This is a genomic window from Clostridium sp. YIM B02506 (assembly GCF_022324845.1).
Lineage (GTDB): Bacteria > Bacillota > Clostridia > Clostridiales > Clostridiaceae > Clostridium_T > Clostridium_T intestinale.
The window spans coordinates 189,303-207,752 of the sequence record NZ_JAKGTG010000003.1; the positions used below are offsets into that span (position 1 = coordinate 189,303).

At 29.9% G+C, this 18,450-nt stretch carries 13 protein-coding genes; all 13 read right to left on the reverse strand.

Annotated elements, in window-relative coordinates; genetic code table 11:
• Nucleotides 1-87 precede the first annotated feature (87 nt).
• The gene (locus tag L1S49_RS04715; protein WP_238902763.1) at nt 88-1,524 is read right to left on the reverse strand and encodes an oligosaccharide flippase family protein; all 1,437 of its coding nucleotides are present in this window, start codon (nt 1,522-1,524) and stop codon (nt 88-90) included.
• Between the two features lies 1 nt (nt 1,525).
• Nucleotides 1,526-2,638, reverse strand: a complete 1,113-nt coding sequence (gene glf, locus L1S49_RS04720; RefSeq protein ID WP_238902764.1) for a UDP-galactopyranose mutase — start codon at nt 2,636-2,638, stop codon at nt 1,526-1,528.
• A gap of 48 nt (nt 2,639-2,686) precedes the next feature.
• On the reverse strand, nt 2,687-3,340 hold the full coding sequence (locus L1S49_RS04725; RefSeq protein WP_275299524.1) for a sugar transferase: 654 nt from the start codon (nt 3,338-3,340) through the stop codon (nt 2,687-2,689).
• A gap of 564 nt (nt 3,341-3,904) precedes the next feature.
• On the reverse strand, nt 3,905-8,137 hold the full coding sequence (locus L1S49_RS04730; protein ID WP_238902765.1) for an amino acid adenylation domain-containing protein: 4,233 nt from the start codon (nt 8,135-8,137) through the stop codon (nt 3,905-3,907).
• A 164-nt stretch (nt 8,138-8,301) separates the two neighbouring features.
• Entirely contained in the window at nt 8,302-9,315 is a 1,014-nt protein-coding gene (locus L1S49_RS04735) for an SIS domain-containing protein (protein ID WP_238902766.1), read from the reverse strand.
• A 20-nt stretch (nt 9,316-9,335) separates the two neighbouring features.
• Entirely contained in the window at nt 9,336-10,412 is a 1,077-nt protein-coding gene (locus L1S49_RS04740) for an SIS domain-containing protein (protein WP_238902767.1), read from the reverse strand.
• Between the two features lie 33 nt (nt 10,413-10,445).
• The gene (locus tag L1S49_RS04745; protein ID WP_238902768.1) at nt 10,446-11,261 is read right to left on the reverse strand and encodes a PTS system mannose/fructose/sorbose family transporter subunit IID; all 816 of its coding nucleotides are present in this window, start codon (nt 11,259-11,261) and stop codon (nt 10,446-10,448) included.
• The gene (locus tag L1S49_RS04750) at nt 11,245-12,003 is read right to left on the reverse strand and encodes a PTS sugar transporter subunit IIC (protein WP_238902769.1); all 759 of its coding nucleotides are present in this window, start codon (nt 12,001-12,003) and stop codon (nt 11,245-11,247) included. The genes L1S49_RS04745 and L1S49_RS04750 overlap by 17 nt, the downstream gene beginning before the upstream one ends.
• A gap of 13 nt (nt 12,004-12,016) precedes the next feature.
• On the reverse strand, nt 12,017-12,496 hold the full coding sequence (locus tag L1S49_RS04755) for a PTS sugar transporter subunit IIB (RefSeq protein WP_238902770.1): 480 nt from the start codon (nt 12,494-12,496) through the stop codon (nt 12,017-12,019).
• 31 nt (nt 12,497-12,527) lie between these two features.
• Nucleotides 12,528-12,950 (reverse strand): PTS sugar transporter subunit IIA, encoded by a 423-nt coding sequence (locus tag L1S49_RS04760; protein ID WP_238902771.1) that lies wholly within the window; start codon nt 12,948-12,950, stop codon nt 12,528-12,530.
• 125 nt (nt 12,951-13,075) lie between these two features.
• Nucleotides 13,076-15,853, reverse strand: a complete 2,778-nt coding sequence (locus L1S49_RS04765) for a sigma-54-dependent transcriptional regulator (RefSeq protein ID WP_238902772.1) — start codon at nt 15,851-15,853, stop codon at nt 13,076-13,078.
• A gap of 166 nt (nt 15,854-16,019) precedes the next feature.
• Nucleotides 16,020-17,744, reverse strand: a complete 1,725-nt coding sequence (locus tag L1S49_RS04770) for a methyl-accepting chemotaxis protein (protein ID WP_238902773.1) — start codon at nt 17,742-17,744, stop codon at nt 16,020-16,022.
• Nucleotides 17,745-17,891: 147 nt separating this feature from the next.
• Nucleotides 17,892-18,323 carry a hypothetical protein gene (locus L1S49_RS04775; protein WP_238902774.1) on the reverse strand — a complete coding sequence of 144 codons (432 nt, stop codon included), beginning with the start codon at nt 18,321-18,323 and terminating at the stop codon, nt 17,892-17,894.
• Nucleotides 18,324-18,450: the final 127 nt, after the last annotated feature.

Here is an 18,450-nt window from a genome sequence, read left to right on the forward strand (position 1 = left end):
TTTATAGCTTCCAAAAATTAAGAGTTGCCTTATAATCTTAGACAACTCCTTTAAATTACCTCTTCCAAGTATTACTCATATTCACCCTTAATTCTTTACCATCTTCTTTAAGTAAATTATAATATTTTGTTTATAAAATATCCTAAAAGATATGAATACGAATACTAAATAAGATATACCTCCTATTAAAATCTGAACTATAGTTGTCAATTTCTTAGCTCCCATATTTATTCCAATAAATCTAACAATTATAAACATAATTATTGCTGATGGAAAAAATATAAGTACTGACTTAATTAACTTAGGTATATTCAAGAATTTTCTTAGAAAATAGAATTGGGATGTTGTAACAGTTATCTCTGCAATAACTGTAGTTATGCAAGCTCCTATACTTCCCATCTTTTTAAGCAATATTAAATTTAATGATAAGTTAACTATAGCACCTAAAGTAACTGAAGTAGTAAATTGCTTTATTTTATTTAATGGTACTAATAACTGAGTTCCTAAAACGTTAGACCAACTAATTGCTAAAATAATTATTGAGCTAATTATAATTAACTTTTCTATCCCCACAAATTCCTTACCAAAAAACCAGGGTGATAACTCTGCTGAAATTCCTAACAATCCAAACATTAATGGTATTGAAAAAGCACTCATAAAGAAAAATGAATTCGAAATATAATATTTAACTTTTTTCATATCTCCTGATGCAACTGTATTTGCTATCTTTGGCATCATTACTGTACCTATGGCTGTCGCAACAGTAAGAGCCATTTTCACTAGTTTTTGTGAATTTTCATAGTATCCAACTTGTATAGTATCTGTAAAAACACCAAGCAATGTTCTACTAAGTAATAAGTATACTTGTATCGCTATCTGTGGAATAAACAAAGCTATTGATGCCTTCAGGTGCATTGGCAATGCACTTAACTTAATCTCCTTAAGCCCTATCGTTTTAGGAATATATAACCAAAAAGTTAGATTTCCTAATAAATTTGACAACGCTAATATCAAGGTATAATTTAGCAAATCGTTACTGTATTTTACAAATATAAAAATACTAGCAAGAGAGATTAACTTTACTATAGTATTTCTTACAACTGTTTTTTTAAATTGTTCAAGTCCAATAAAAAGCCAGGAAATATCCACCAATGCGGCTAGTATGTTTATCCCTTGAATTAAGTATAATGTTCTATAAAAATCTACATTAAACATAAAAACAAAAAGTATAAATATTATACTAGATATTGTTACTGTCATTACTTGTACAAAATATATTGAATAAAAATTATTCTTTAAGTTTTGCTTATCATCCCGTACATATGCAATTTGCCTATTTCCATATAACGTTATACCAACCATTCCAAATAAAATAAAGTATTGTGTATTAGCAAAAGTAAAGGCGTAGTCCCCTATCCCTTTTGCTCCCAATATATTTGATACATATGGTACTGTAATTAAAGGCAAAATTAATGCTAATATTTGATATGATAAGTTATATAAAAAATTTTTAATAATTTTCATTTTATTCTACCTTTCCAAGCTCTTCCTTAACTGCATTTAAAGCTTGGTATATTACATTATGCATATCATAATATTTATACTCAGCTAATCGTCCTCCAAAGATTACTTTTGCTTCTTTGTCTGCCAACTCTTTGTACGCTTTATACATTTTATTGTTTCTTTCATTATTTATTGGGTAGTATGGCTCATCTCCTATATTCCATTTAGCTGGATATTCTTTGGTTATTACCGTCTTAGGTTGAGTCCCATATTCAAAGTGCTTATGTTCTATTATTCTAGTATAAGGCACTTCATATTCAGTGTAATTAACTACTGCATTTCCTTGATAGTTCTCTTCATCTAAAATTTCATGTTCAAATCTTAAACTTCTATATTCTAAAGTTCCAAACTTATACTCGTAAAATTCATCTATCATTCCTGTAAATGCTATCTTATCAGCTAAACTTTCTAGATCATCTCTATTTTTAAAGAAATCTGTATTAAGCTTTATCTCTATTCCATCAAGCATCTTTTCAACAATTTGAGTATATCCACCTATTGGAATTCCTTGATACTTATCATTAAAATAATTATTATCATATGTAAATCTTACAGGAAGTCTTTTTATTATAAATGAAGGCAATTCTGTAGCTCTAGTGCCCCATTGTTTTTCTGTGTAGCCTTTTACTAATTTCTCATAAATATCTTTTCCAACAAGTTTTATTGCCTGTTCTTCTAAGTTTTTAGGTTCTCCAATACCAGATTCTTTTATTTGTTCTTCTATTTTTCCTTTAGCTTCCTTTGGTGTCTTTACTCCCCATAGTTTATTAAATGTATTCATATTAAAAGGCATATTATAAAGCTCATCTTTATAAACAGCCACTGGTGAATTAGTATATCTATTAAATTCAGTAAATTTATTTATGTACTTCCAGACTTTATCATTACTTGTGTGAAATATATGTGCTCCATATTCGTGAACATTTATACCTTCTACTTCTTTAGTATAAATATTACCTCCTATATGGTTTCTTTTATCTATTACTAAACACGTCTTTCCTTTCTTATTAGCTTCATAAGCAAATATTGATCCAAACAGACCAGCTCCTACTATTAAGTAATCATATTTTTTCATAATAAGTCTCCTTTTATTTAAAATCCATAGTTCCATTTCTTAAAAATATTAATGAGCATTCTTATCCCCAAACAATACAAAAAACGTCTTAAAGATAAGTTTTATATCTGTATATATATTTCTCTCTTCAACATATTTTATGTCTAACTTCATCCAATCATTAAAATCTATATTATTTCTACCGCTAACCTGCCAATAACATGTTAGACCTGGTTTAACTTCTAATCTTTTTCTCATCCAAGGTTCAAATTTCTCCACTTCTTTAGGCAAGCTTGGTCTAGGACCTACTAAACTCATTTCCCCCTTTAATACATTTATTAATTGTGGTAATTCGTCAATACTTGTTTTTCTTATAAACTTTCCTATTTTAGTTATTCTAGGATCATCTTTCATTTTAAACATTGGACCTGACATTTCATTTTGTGCCAAAAGTTTTTTCTTTAATTCTTCCGCATTAACTACCATACTTCTAAACTTGTACATTTTGAATTCTTTACCATTTTTTCCGACTCTGGTTTGAGAAAATATTACTGACCCCTTGGAGTCAATTTTTATTAATACAGCTACCACAAAAAAGATTGGACTTAATAAAATTATTCCAATCATCGAACCTAATACATCTATAACTCTTTTTGTAAGACTGTACATAGTATTATATTTTTTATTATAAAAAATTTTTTCTTCAATTCTCTCAAGTTGCATTAATGCCCCCCCATATCCTATAATCATAAGAATTTATAGTAAAATAATATTATCATACAATACCTTTATAGTCTATTTAATAAAAAGCAAAATTGTTATTTATTTGTGGAAACAGAGCATATTTTGTACAAACAATAAATTATGTAGCAATTTATTAAACATCTTGTCTAAATTATTATATATTTTTTCATTTGAATCTTCAATGCCATATATTTTATTAGCTTTTATGAATATAAATTATATTTCGACTATTATTCAATATTTTAAAAATATTTTTAACTCAAAATTAATATTACTATAATATTTTCTTAAAATATCTCTTTTTTTGCCATTAGCATATAATATATTTAATTTCAATATCATAATTTGTAAAACAGCTCTCATCTTTTGTTCTTCTACTATTTATAAATGTAATACTTTTGTAACAATTTAATATTATATAAAAGTAGTCTTGCGTGTATTTTCCTTTAAATAAGAATAGCCATAGTCTAAAATAAAGACATAATGGCTACTTTTATTAACCTTTTTATAATTTTATAATAAAGATACTGTAAAGATATTCCCCTAAAACACCCCAACCCCCTTAATATACTCTTCATCCACACAATTCCATTCAAAACCCACTCCCTTAAGAAACTCTTTAGTGAAGTTTGATTTTATGTTTACACTTAAAGTATTTATATTTTCCTTTATACCATTTAAATATAGATATAAAACTCCAACCTTGTCCTCTTCTTTATTATCATTAACAATATTGTAGAAATCTAACGTTGATATTGTGTTTAATTTCTTATTAAGCATATCAAATAGTTTTATATAACTTATTTCATTATGGTTTATTAAGTGAAATACTCCACAGCTTTCCGTAAATTCAGCTATTTTAATCACTGCTTCTGTACATTTATCAACAGGAGTAAGATCAATTATAGAATTCTGGAGTTCTTTACAAGTAACCCCTAACTTATGGATTGCAAGGGTTCTATTTATAAATCCATTGTCCTTAGGATTTTTCTGAAATCTCCCATCCCCCTCTCTCCACATTAGGTTACCAACTCTTAAAATACAAACATCTAATCCCTTCTCCATTGAATCAATAACAGCTTTTTCAGCTAAATACTTAGTGTGAATATATACATTATCCTTATAAGCTTGACCTATATAAAGATTATTTTCACTAAACTCTGGCATCTTTTGACTTTGTTTTATAATCCCTTGTCCTGAAACACTCATAGTAGATATGTGATACATCCTAGCTCCTGACTTTAAGCAGAATTTTATCACTTCTTCTGTTCCTTTAACATTGGTTTTATAAAAATCTTCAAAAACCCCAAAATGCTTAATATTTGCAGCTGTATGAATAACTGTATCTATTTCATTTCTTTCCTTATTATATATATCTAATTCTAGTCCTAAATTATCCTCTCTTATGTCACCTATTACACAGCTTATTCTCCTTTTCATATTAACTACATCTGATTTATCAAAGTAATATTCTAGAGAACTATAAAACCTCTTTTCATCTCTTACTAAACAGGTTACCTTAACATCTTTATAACTACTTAAAAGTTTAAACAATATATGCGTTCCCAAAAATCCACTTGCCCCAGTTAATAGGACATTTTTCATCTCCTTTTTATTATTAAACTCCCTAAATCTATTAGAAATATCCAAATAATCTAAGTCATCATACTCATTAACTTCACTCTTTCCCTCCTTTAATCCAGAAGTAAGTTGTCTTATTGTTGGGTATCTATAGATTTCTTCTATCTCAACCTTTATACCTTGCCTTTCAGCTAAAATCTGCAGTTGGATAGCTATTAATGAATCTCCACCAAGATCATCAAAGAGATTATCATCAATACCTATGCTTTTAGTATCAAACAAATCATAAAAAATCTCAGCTATTTTTTTCTCTAAATCATTTCTTGGAGCTACAAAGGCTTTAGTACGTATATTATCAAGCTCTGGCTCTGGAAGATTATTTCTATCAATTTTACCATTAGGAGTTATAGAAAAAGCCTCTACTTTTATAAAATATGTTGGAACCATATATTCAGCTAAAGTTTCCTTAAGAAAGCTTTTAAGCTTTTGTGTTTCTAAATCTTCTTTAGAAACATAATAAGCACATAGATGTTTGTTCCCACTTTTATCTTTATAAACATTAACTATAGCTTGACTTATCCCCTCATATGCCTCGATCTTTTTCTCTATTTCTCCGGCCTCAACTCTAAATCCCCTTATTTTGACTTGGTTATCTATTCTTCCCAAATATTCTATATCCCCACTCTTTGTCCACTTTCCTAAATCCCCTGTTCTATACATTCTTTCTCCTAAGACAAAAGGATTTTCAATAAATCTTTCTTTCGTTATTTTTTCATTATTAATATAACCTGCTCCAACCCCAGCTCCAGATACATACATCTCTCCCTTTTTACCTATTGGTACAAGCTTCATATATTTATCCAAAATATAAATCATAACATTATCACTAGGAACCCCTATTGGAACAGATTCCTTATTATCTCTAAAATAATCATATTTATAAATCATACAACCAACCACAGTTTCTGTAGGGCCATATTCATTATAAATCTCTATATTTCCTTTAAATTCTTTATACACTTTTTTAGCTACCTCAGTCTTTAAATCTTCCCCGCCTACAATAAGTTTATTAACCCTATGTTTTTCTTTATTGTGTAGATTTTTAAGAAGGTTTAAATGAGTTGGAGTAAGCTTCATAACGCCTACCTTGTCCTCCTCAATAATTTTATCTAGAGTTCTTTTTATATTTTCATTTCTATATATTATTATGGCTGCCCCTGATATAATTGGTGTAAAAATTGAGGTAACTGTTAAATCAAAAGAATATGGAGTAAATAAAGGAAAGTTAACAGCTTTATTATCACAATAAACCTTTTTTGCCCACAAAATATAATTAACAACCCCACTATGAGTTATCATAGATCCCTTAGGTTTACCTGTAGAACCAGATGTATAGATTAAATAAACAAGATTTTTTGAATCATAACTTATGTCTAAATTAGGAACCTCTTCTTCACATTTATTAAGAGAATCCATACATATACACTGAATATTTAAAAGCTTACCTTTAAACTTAGACGAAGATAACACCATTTTAGTTCCACTATCCTCTATCATATATTTTATTCTTTCCTCTGGATAATCTGGATCTATTGGTAAATAAGCCCCACCTGCTTTTAAAACTCCCAATATCCCTATAATAGTTTCAAATGACCTTTCTAACAATAACCCCACTATTACATTAGGGCCCACTCCTTTACTCCTAAGAATTAAAGCAAGGTCATTACTTATATTATTTAATTCTTTGTAGGTTAAAAATTTCCCCTCATATTCCAGTGCAATATTATCAGGAGTTTTTTCTACCTGATCTTCAAAAAGCTCATGCATACATTTATGGATTGGATAATCAGCTAAAGTATTATTAAACCCGTATAGGAGATTATACCTATCCTTATCATTAACTAACTCCATTTCATGAAGCTTTAAGCTCATACTCTCAATTCCTTGATTAATAAAAAGCATTAAAGTATCATATAAATCCTCAATCTCCTCTTCTGTAAATAACTCCGCTAAATAATCAAAATTCAAAACCAAAACACCTAAGTCATCCCTATCATCTATATGTAAACAAATAGACTCTAACAAATGCCCATTAAAATACCACTTAGTTTTAAAATTATCCCCGTCATCACACTTAACAATCTTAGCATTTTGATAAGACACACTAATATCATAAAGATTATGCCTAATCTTATGCTTTTTTCTTATCTCAGACAACAATATACCATAGGGATATCTTTGATGGCGAAATACCTCCCTGTGTTCTTTCCCTATAATCTTACATAGCTCCAAAAAAGTATTATTTTTATCTATTTCTATTCTCATAGGAACAGTACTTACAAACATTCCACTTGTTGCTTTTTCTCTTTTATCTCTTCTATTTAAAACAGGAACTCCTAAAGTTACACCCTTAATATCAAAAAATCTCTTTATGTATATTCCTATAGCAGCTTCAAATAAAACCCCAGGAGAAAGCAGATTTTCTCTACAAAAATTCTTTATCTTATCTAAACTTTCTTCATTAATAATAAAAGTTTTTCTATTAGCCAAAGTACTATAAAAAGCCTTACCCCTTGTCTTCATTGAGGAGAAGGTAGGCTTATATTGAAACTTTTCATCCCAATACTCCTTGTCCTTTTCATATTTAGATGAAGTTAGATAATTATTTTCGCTAATTACATACTCTATATAAGAGGGCTTAAACTCAGAACTTAGCTCTCCTCCCTCCATTAAGACTTTATAATACTCCATAACTTGAGAGCCAATTAAAGCCATAGTCCAAGCATCAGCTATAATATGATGAATTTTAAGATAAAACCCAATCTCCCCATCAAAAGCTCTTATAATAACAACATCAAATAAATCTTCTTCATATAAATTAAAGGGAGTCCTCATATTCTTATTAACCCACTTTTCCTGATCCTCTTTAGATTTACCATAAAAATCAACCATCTTAAAATTCCTAAAGCTATAACTAGAAACATACTGCACAGGATTAAAATCCATCATTTTAATATGAATCCTAATAGAAGCATTAACCTCTATTAGTTTATTAATAGCTTTTTCTAAAACTTTTACATCGACCTCCTCCTGAAAAAATATTGTTCCTCCTATACACCCAATAGGAGTTTCCTTAACGACCATTTCAGTTTCCCATATACCTCTCTGTGGATGTGTTAAATTAAAATATTCCACAACAACCCCTCCTTTTACATAAAAATACATATTTAAATTTTTATACCATAATTATACCAAATAATTCTAAATTTGTTTATTTTATTATAAAAGAAATAAGACGTTTTGACATGCTAATTGCATTTCAAAACGCCTCTTTCTCTTACCCTATTTCATACAATATATTAATATTCTAAAACTCTATAGTATCTTCTTGTATCTAGAGAATGATTTCTCTTTTTCTCTAAGTACACACTTATACGATCAACTACAGCAGTAACTATCATTTGACCTATTATTACTCTAAACTCATCACTTATACCTTTTACTTCATAATCCTTTGTATCAATTACTGTGAACTTTTTAGTGTACTGTTTTGTGAAGTTATCAACACGGTCACATATTGATCTAGTTTCGTCTTCACCTTTTATTAGAACTACACAAGTGTCTTCCTCAACTATTTCAAGAGTTCCATGGAAATACTCAGCAGCTTGTATAGATTTTGATTTTATCCATTGCATTTCTTCTAATACACACATTGCATAAGAATAAGTTTTTCCCCATAGGCTTCCGCTTCCAATCCAAAGTTGATAAGTTTCATCCTTATAATTTTCAGCAAAGATTTCTGCCTTTTTGTCAGCTTGTCCTCTTACTTTTACCATAGCTTCTGGAAGATTTTTAAGTTCATCAGCAAATCTTTCATACTCTGGGAATTCTCCATTATTGTGTAATAAGCGGAACAATAAGAAATATAAAATCATATTCTCTGGATCGCTACCAGCAAAATTTTCAACCTTCTCTACTATTGAGTAATCTACTAACTCATCAAGTGGAGAGCCAGCTACTCTTACAATACCTACAGTTGGTATTCCTTTTTCTTTAAGATACTTAGCGGCTTGTACAGTTTCTTTTGTATCTCCTGATTTTGATTGTAATATTACAAGAGACTTTTCTGTTAATTGTTTATTTTCCTTTAATATAACCTCTGCTGCTATCTCTGAATAAACAGGAATTTTAGATTTAGTTTTCCAGATGTACTCAAAAGTTTGTGTAACTGCTAGTGAGCCTCCTGATGCTATGAAAAATAAATTTTCAAAACCCTTCTTGGAAATATCATCTGCTAATTTCTCTACTTCAGCTCTTAGTGCGTAGGCATCCTTTCCTAATTGTAAATAGTGTTTCTCATCAAAATTAAACATTTTCTTTCCTCCTAGTTATTTTATTGTAGCTTACTTGATAAGCATGAATGAAAATCTGTAAAGATTCTTATCCCTAAAGGTATCCCCTTATCTTCAGCTAATCTATAAGATAAAATTTGAATTGGGATAACAAATAATAATGTACTAAAATCTTCATCCTCATCATAACCTAATGCTAGTGTCTTTTTATCATGAGAAGTTTCTTCATAAGTTATTGAGTAACAGTAATTGGTTGTCCTCTTTGAATACTCTTCTAATTTATCTATTCTCTCCTTCATATCCCCACAAGTTTTTAGGAAAAACATATAATGATCCTCCTTTAACTCTAAATAAGGGCCATGAGTATATTCTTCAAGCTCAAAGGATGATATAGGAATCCTAACAGTTTCAGCTATTTTGGTATTGCTTTCTGAAGCAACCCCAACGCTTGGACCATATCCTACAGTCTTCATTCTTTTAGCTAATACAAACTCTTCTTTATTAGCTTCATACCAGTCATTACTCTTTTTAATAGTTTCTGGTATCTTACTTATTACCTTCTCTAACTTCATAATTTCTAAATTATATATCTCTTCATCTATCTTTTTCTTTAAATAAGCTCCCTCTAAAGCCATAAGCATTAAAGTTAATATAGTAGCTGTAAATCCTTTAGTTACATACCCTACCTTTTCTTCTCCACAGTTTATGTCAATTACCTTGGAAACATGGCTGCATATAGGGCTATCAACATTTCCAGTAACAACTAAAACATCCTTTGCTCCCATTTCTTTTGCCTTTTTTAAAGCATCAATGGTTGAAGTGCTTTTTCCACCTTGAGATATTGCAATGACTATAGAATCCTTATCAAAGACCTTATCATAATATATAAATGTACCAGGCATTTTTATCTGAACTTCCATGTTAAGCATATTTTCTATATAATACTTGGCACAATTAAGAGCATTTACTGAAGAACCTGTAGCTAAAAATACAAGCTTATCGCTGTTGTTATTTTTAAGAATTTCTAGAAAAGGAGCTGTTTTTTCTTTTCTTTCTTTTAATACTTTTCTGCAAACCTCTTCCTCTTCTAAAATATAGGTATACATAGTTTCATTCATATAATCTTCTCCTTTTTAAAAAGTTACTATTAGCTAAGATAATGCTGCGATTCCTATTCCTACTACTATAAGTCCTAAGATAATATGTGTTGCCTTAGCCCCCTTACCTAAAAGGTAGTATATTAACCCTGTTAATCCTAATGGCAATAAAGCTGGCATGATACCATCTAAAATATCCTGTAATGCTACCGCTGTATCTCCACTTCCTACAGTAAAAGGAAGAGTAAAGCTTACCATAGATGCTGTCATTGCTCCTATAACCATAAGTCCTAATATTGATGCACCATAAGTTACTTTTCCCATTAATCCTGACTCTTCAACTTTGCTCAGTAAGCCAGTTCCTAATCTGTACCCTCCAAACATACATGTATAACGAAGTATCCAGTGAGGTACATTAAATATAAGTAAAAACAATATTGGTCCTAATATACTTCCTTGAGCTGATAAGGAAACACCAACACCTGCTGCTATTATCTTTAAAGTTCCCCAGAAGAAAGAATCTCCTATTCCAGCTATTGGTCCCATAAGTCCAGTCTTAACTGAAGATATTGAACTTTCATCAAAATTCTCATCATTAGAGTTCTGTTCTTCCATTGCAGTTGATATTCCAAGTAATAAGGTAACTATTTGTGGTGTTATGTTTACAAACTCCAAATGTCTTTTAAGTGCTCTACTTAAATCTTCTTTTTTGTCATACAATTTCTTAAGAACAGGTATCATAGAATATGCATATCCTAAATGAGCCATTCTTTCATAGTTCCAAGATCCTTCAAGAGTAAAAGATCTCCAAAATACTTTTCTCAAATCCTTGTCTGTTATTTTCTTATTGTCTTTAGAATTCGTTGTCATCTTCCACTACCCCCTTATTTACATTATTGTTGCTATTATTAGTAACTATAAGTGCAGCAATAACACCCATGATTGCTATTCCCATAACTGGTACTTTTAAATATGCTGCTATAGCAAATCCTAAGAAAAAGAATGGAACTACTTGTTTTGTCATAATCATTCTAGCTAAAAGAGCAAACCCTACAGCTGGTAATAATCCAGTAGCAACGGATAAGCCATTTATAATCACTTTAGGAACCATTGCTAAGAAAGATTCAACAACACCGCTTCCTAGGTTAAAGGATATTGTAACTATCAAACTCATAGATACTACAAATATGAAAGTTGACATTAGATGCATCATTTCAATGCCTCTTGCATTTCCTTCCTCAGCATATCTATCAGCTTTATGAGCTAATATAGGTCTAATAAGTAAGTATATACAGTTCTTAGCTAATAAACCTATTGTTGCTATAGGTAATGCTAAAGCAAGTGCAACTTCTGCTCCCGCTCCTGATTTAATAGCAAAAGCTGTTCCAAGTATTCCCCCTGCAGTGACCTCTGGTGGTATAGCAGCACCTATAGCAGCTACTCCCATAAATACTAATTCAATTGCAGCTCCTATTATAAGTCCTTGTCTTAAATCTCCTAATGCTAAGCCTACTAAAGTACCCATTACTATAGGTCTTTGAATCATTTGTGTCCCTAAAAAATACTCAAGATAACCGAAAACTGCAATTAAGCCAATTAATAATGTTTCCATAATAATTCCTCCTTTATTTATTCTTTATCAAACTCATAGCTTTTGCCTTACTCTCACTAGGAACCTGTCTAACCTCAACCTCAATACCATCATTATTTAATTCCTCTATCATCTTAATCTCATCTTTTGTAAGATGAACAACCTTTGAAATAGATATAGTTCCTTCTTTTGGTTTAGTTCCACCAAGATTTATACTTTTTATATTCTTTACAGCTTTAACTATCTTAGCTGCATCCCCTAAAGATTCAACAACTATAAAAAGTTTATACTTATCTGTTTTACCTTCAACTATTGCTTTAATTGAATCCTCAATATTCTTTATAACAAGTTTTACTCCACTTGGTTTTGCAAGCTTTATAGTTGTCATTCTCAAATCATCTAAAACAACATTATCATTTGCAATTAAGATACAATCTGCTTGTAAATAACTAGTCCAGGAGAATGCCACCTGTCCATGTAATAATCTATGGTCTACTCTTAATAGCTTTATCATATGAATCCCTCACTTTCTTAAAATAATTACCTTAAAAATCCTCATCTTCAACTTTCTTGGCAGACTTCAATATACTATTACAGTACTGAATAGTTTTTTTGCTGCCCACCAAAACATCTTCTATCAAAAGTTCAATATCCTCCTCCTCTTGTCTTGATATGAGTTCTATTAACAATGGTAAATTTAACCCCGAAATAAGATGAATTTTTCCCTTCCCAATATAGTTCATAAACTCATTATTTACACTTCCACCAAAAATATCAGTTAGGACAATTAGTTCCTCATCTTTCTTCATCTTATTTATTATCTTAAGAACTTCTTTCTTTAAATCATTTTTTCCATCTACATACGCACATAGCGTAGACACATTATTCTGCTCTCCCATTATTATCTTTAGTGAATTATATATTCCATCTGCAAAATATCCATGGGTAGCTAACAAAAAACTCCTCATTAACTAAACTTCATCCTTTCTATCATTAATTACTGCTTTCTAACTTCTACTTCTTATTTCATTTTACAATTATTATATATAGCAAAAGGCGTGCCAATATAGTGGCACGCCTTCTTTTAAATTTTCTAAAACTCTTCTGAACTCTCTATTTTAGCCGAAAGTATATCATAAATATACCCTATTTCCTCAATGTTGATTTTGACATTATAAATCTCTTCTATGACACTAAAGGATTTTTGTATATAATCAATCATGTTTTTTTGACACTTTGAAAACTCGTTTATATCAGGATAATCCTTAATAGGTGCCTGCCTTATCAATCTCTCAACAAGACAGCTTGTATGAACATATAAAGCTATCTTTTTATCATTAGGAAGTCTTTTACCCATAAAAACCTCAAGATTGCTTAAGCATTGTTCTACATGTTCTAATATCTTATTAGTATCAAGAATAGTTAAGAAGCTTACAACACTCTCAAGAGAGAAATTACGGACTATATTATCATTTATATTTCTTATAATCTTCTCGTCAGCTATTCCATCAAATAACTTAATAAGTCTATCTTCCCCTCTTCCAGATATTAAATCCTCTAAAGATATATAATTTATCTCATCAATATCAGGATTCATGGTTCCAATCACAGCTAAAACATCATATAATTGAAAAACTGCTTCCTTTGTTCCATGAGTTTTTAACCTTTCGTAATCATGCACAACTATATTTATACTTAAATCCTTAGGTATACTCTGCTCTAGAAGTTTTTGTATCTTCTTAGCTGTACCTATTCCAGTAGCACAAGAGGTTACTATTGCCTTTTCTTTAAAGCTTACTGGGTAAATTATTTCATACTCAGTTTTATTATTTTCCTTTAGCTTTGTTATTATGTCTTCTAAATAGACTTCTCTCCTTAACATATCTCCAACATATAGAGCCATTTGAGTAGAAACATTATTAATGATTATTACAGGTCCATTTATATAATCCTCAATTTTAGAATATATATCTTTAAGAGATCCCATATCCACAAGGATAATAAGCCCTTTTGAAACATCATTATTTTTTATATATTCTATTAACTTATAGGATATTTCTTTAATGGATATATCTATAGGCATATCAAAAGCCTCAAATATATTTTTCTCAAGCATTCTATTCACCACATTAGTTATGCTACTAGCTGTCGCATAACCATGGGCAAGTATAACCGCCTTAGGGTAATTGTTTTGTTTTTCAATATTTAGGCTTTTTAAATAAAAAGAAAGAAAAATCTCCTCCTCCATATTTAAACTTATATCCATCTTACTAGAAATAAGCTTTATAAGCTTTGACACCAGCTGATACTCCTCATTATTATTGGAAAGTATATAATTATACAACTGCTCCTTAAGCTTTTCTGAATCCTTATCCCACTCTATTATTTCAGAACCTTTAGAATATAAAAAGTATGCTATAGTGTAAATGCTATCTCCATTAAACTTTACATTGTAACTTGCCTCCATATATCTAAAAACATCCTGTAAACTAGAGGTTGTAAAATGCAACATAGTATTTTCAGTAGTATAGGACTTCTCAAAAACTAAGGTATCAATTAAAGCATAAATTTCATTAAAAACATTCTTCTCAAAAAACTCTACAGTTTCATCTTTTCTTTTATAATCACTATATAAACTAAAAATCTGCCTATAAGTATTTTTGATAATTTGTAGTATACTCTCTTCTTTTTTAAATAGCTCCTCAAGCCTTGTATTTGGTGTTATTATGGTTTCATCACTGCTTTTATTAATATTAAAACTCTTTAGCTCTATTACCTCATGCAGTAATTTCTCCGGCATATCCTTAAGCCTAATCACAACCTTTTCAGCTTTCACATTTCTAGAGTACACTGAAGCACAAGTATATTTTATAGCATTTTCAAGCTCTCCCACATTTCCTTTAAACTTATAAGAAAGCAATGACTCAATAGCAGGTTTTGATATAGATAGAGTTTTATTAAAATTCTTAGCTTCCCCAATCAAAAAATTATAGATAAACTGAAGCTTTTCTTTATTTCCTCTTTCATCTAAACCTGGTATTGTAACAAATATAGGAACACGTCTTAAGAAGGTCTTTAGGAAAGTATCTGTTAAGGATTCAGTAGTTGCAAATATAAGCCTAACCTTTGCCTTGTGCCATTCTTCGCTTTCTCCCATTCTTTTAAATACTCCCTGATCCATAAAGGTAAACAGCTTTTCCTGTCCTTCTTCATTTAATCTGTGTACCTCATCTAAAAACAATATTCCGCCATCTGCCGCTTCTAGCATACCTATTTTAGTTTTTTCAGCCCCAGTAAAAGCACCCTTAACATATCCAAACAAATTACTAGATAATAATTCTGGATTATTATAATATTGGGCACAGTTAAATATTATAAATGGTGCATCTTCCGAAATAACACCCATCTCTATACTGTATCTATGAATCAAATCCGCTATATAGCTTTTTCCTACTCCACTTGGTCCATTAAGCATAAGTGGAAGCCCATCACTTGGATAAAATATAGATGTCTTTATCTGCTCTATAGCTTTTTTCAAACTTCCTTCAGCACCAATAAGATTATTAAATATATCGTAACTATCTATTAAAGGCTCTTCTAAATAAAGCTCCTCAAAGCTTAAATATATATTTCTAGATACATAAAAAAAACTCTCCTCAAACTTTCCCCTATGAAGAAAATACACTGGTCTAGTATTTATCTTTATCACTTGACCTTCCTCAACCATCTGATTAATATAATGGCTAACAGTATTTCTCTTAACCTTAAATACCTCAGAGATCTTATTTGCAGTATAATCTTCATTTTCATTTCCCTTAGTAAAACTCTCTGTCTTTACCTCTAAATATTTAAGAATATCATCTTTTAACATAACTACATCCTCTCTTAATTCAGATTGTAAAATGAAATTTAAGAAGTTTGAATATAGCCACAAACTTAACACCTTTAATTTATCATAGGGAAAATTTTAAGTCAAACTATAAAAGAAAAGATAGCAATGTCTCAAAACAGACCATCGCTATCTTTAAAAAACACTTTTAAACTTTAAATCTCTTAACCATCTCACTTAAATTATTAGCAAGAACTGATTGCTTTTCAGCTATTTCAGATATTTCCTCCATTGAGCTAGTGGAACTATTTAAGCGTTCCTCTATATCATTTGTATTTTCAGAGGATTTTTGAGCCATCTCTGCTAAGTGCTGAACAGCATCTGATACTTGATTAATTGTAGCATTTATTTCTTCTGACATAGCTGCTAATTCTGAAGACATATTATTAACAAAATCAGCATCTTTATAGTATTGCTCCCCTACACTAGAAAAATCCTCAAATTGTACATTTACATCCTCATCCATAAATCTCAAAAGATCCTTACTAGTTAAAGATAAATCATCAAAAGATTTTTGCACCTTATCAATTACACCCTTAACATTATTAACAGCTTCAGAAGACTGATCAGCTAATTTTCTTACCTCTTCTGCAACAACAGCAAAACCTCTTCCTTGTTCCCCAGCTCTTGCAGCTTCTATAGCAGCATTTAGAGCCAATAGATTAATCTGTTCAGAAATTGCAGAAATAGTATTTGCCATTACCCCTATTTCACTTACAACTTTTCCATCTTCTATAGCATTTACTATAAGGCCTTCCTTCTCTTCGTATATATCTCTAATATTCTTTATAGCGCTCTTACTAGCATCTAATATACCATTTGCTCTATCTTTTATGCTATTAGAATTATTTGTTCCATCTGTAGCCTTAGCAGATAATACATCAACACTTGTATTAACCTCTTCTACTGATGCAGATATCTCTTCAGATATAGCACTATTTTCTTGCATAGTTATATTTATTTTTCTTGTTGATTCATTAACTTCATTAAAATCTTCAGTTATTACATTTATTGATGTAAATAGATTATTACTAGAAGAATCTATATCGTTAACTTTTTCAACAATATTATTAATAAATGTTCTTATATTTTCTTGAGCCTTATTTAAAGCTTCAGCAGTTTGTCCATATTCATCTCTACGCTTAAGAACTAAATCCTCTGAGAAATCATAATTAGATAATCTTACTGCCAATTCTCTTATTTTATGTAATACCTTTGAAGAATCTTTTGATATTAATAATCCTATTATAAGTGTTATTAATATTGTTATTCCTGCTAATATAGAAAATCTCACAATTGTTGTATTAATACTTGATCTCATATGAGTTTTAGTACCTTCTGATGTAAGTTCCATAACTTCAGTCATTAGATTTATATCGTTTCTAGTCTCTTCAAAACCTTTATTAAATTCATTTAAATCTTTTATTTCTCCAGTTTCTTTATTAAAACTACTTAACCAATCCTTATAATTATTTTGAAAGCTTTCGTAAAGTTCAAATATATTTTTATTAACGTCCGTATGCTTTATTCCTACCAAGCTATCTTTAATTGGAATAAGTATATCCACAGCTTTCTTCATACCTTGATTAGCCTGATCAATATTATCATTTAAATCCTTTATATTTTTTGTTCTATTGTCTGCGGATAATCCTACATCATTTAACGTATTCTGAGCAACGAGAGCTTGATACATGTCTCTGTCTGAATTTAATATTAACTCATTAACCTTATAGAGTTTTTCATAGTAGGCATCGGTCAAAGTATCGTAAGTGTCATCAATTTTTTTTACCCCGTCTATAGAGATAAATATAATGGTTAGTAATGGTATTAAAATCATGATCATTAATTTTAATCTTATCTTTAGATTTTTCATAAGCATTCTCCTCTTAAGAATTTAATTATAAATATAACCCAAGTTATTTAAAGTTATATTTATAATATAATAATCGAATCTAAACACCACTACTTTATATATAAAACTTTGACAATCAAAATATTATTTTTACAACCGAAAAAGCTACTACATCTGGGTTCCCCCTTCTTCCTTTATATATTTATAATAATGCTCAACAGCATTTTCAACTATTATTCCAAACTTTACGTTAGCATTAGGATGAACAGCCCTAAGTTCATTTATCATTCTGATTGTATTAGCACTAACCCAAAAATTCTTTTTAAGCTTACTATTATTCATTTCAGGAATTACTTCATGTGCAAAATTACTCTTAACCTCACTTTTTTTACCTGTTTTTTCTATATCTTCACTTTTAGGTTCTCCCTCACTTATATTATCTACTACTGCTGAATCCCCTAACTTCTCTCTTACTAAATCTGCCACATTGTAATTTTTTGAAAATTTTGCATCCTTATCTTCTTCGAAACCAACAACAGATTCCAGTTTCTCTTCCTCTTCTTCCTTTAATAATTCTTCCTTACCTCTATTATTCGCCATACTTTATCCCCTTTCCCAGCACTTTACTCTATTATATTTTTCTAACATTAAAAGAATTCTTCAATTCTTCAATTCTTCAATTCTTCAATTCTTCAATTCTTCAATTCTTCAATTCTTCAATTCTTCA

What these genes read in the sequence shown, in the direction of transcription:
- L1S49_RS04715 (WP_238902763.1), bottom strand. Translation starts at nt 1,524, where the DNA reads ATGAAAATTATTAAAAATTTTTTATATAACTTATCATATCAAATATTA.
- glf (WP_238902764.1), bottom strand. Translation starts at nt 2,638, where the DNA reads ATGAAAAAATATGATTACTTAATAGTAGGAGCTGGTCTGTTTGGATCA.
- L1S49_RS04725 (WP_275299524.1), bottom strand. Translation starts at nt 3,340, where the DNA reads ATGCAACTTGAGAGAATTGAAGAAAAAATTTTTTATAATAAAAAATAT.
- L1S49_RS04735 (WP_238902766.1), bottom strand. Translation starts at nt 9,315, where the DNA reads ATGTTTAATTTTGATGAGAAACACTATTTACAATTAGGAAAGGATGCC.
- L1S49_RS04740 (WP_238902767.1), bottom strand. Translation starts at nt 10,412, where the DNA reads ATGAATGAAACTATGTATACCTATATTTTAGAAGAGGAAGAGGTTTGC.
- L1S49_RS04745 (WP_238902768.1), bottom strand. Translation starts at nt 11,261, where the DNA reads ATGACAACGAATTCTAAAGACAATAAGAAAATAACAGACAAGGATTTG.
- L1S49_RS04750 (WP_238902769.1), bottom strand. Translation starts at nt 12,003, where the DNA reads ATGGAAACATTATTAATTGGCTTAATTGCAGTTTTCGGTTATCTTGAG.
- L1S49_RS04755 (WP_238902770.1), bottom strand. Translation starts at nt 12,496, where the DNA reads ATGATAAAGCTATTAAGAGTAGACCATAGATTATTACATGGACAGGTG.
- L1S49_RS04760 (WP_238902771.1), bottom strand. Translation starts at nt 12,950, where the DNA reads ATGAGGAGTTTTTTGTTAGCTACCCATGGATATTTTGCAGATGGAATA.
- L1S49_RS04765 (WP_238902772.1), bottom strand. Translation starts at nt 15,853, where the DNA reads ATGTTAAAAGATGATATTCTTAAATATTTAGAGGTAAAGACAGAGAGT.
- L1S49_RS04770 (WP_238902773.1), bottom strand. Translation starts at nt 17,744, where the DNA reads ATGAAAAATCTAAAGATAAGATTAAAATTAATGATCATGATTTTAATA.
- L1S49_RS04775 (WP_238902774.1), bottom strand. Translation starts at nt 18,323, where the DNA reads ATGGCGAATAATAGAGGTAAGGAAGAATTATTAAAGGAAGAAGAGGAA.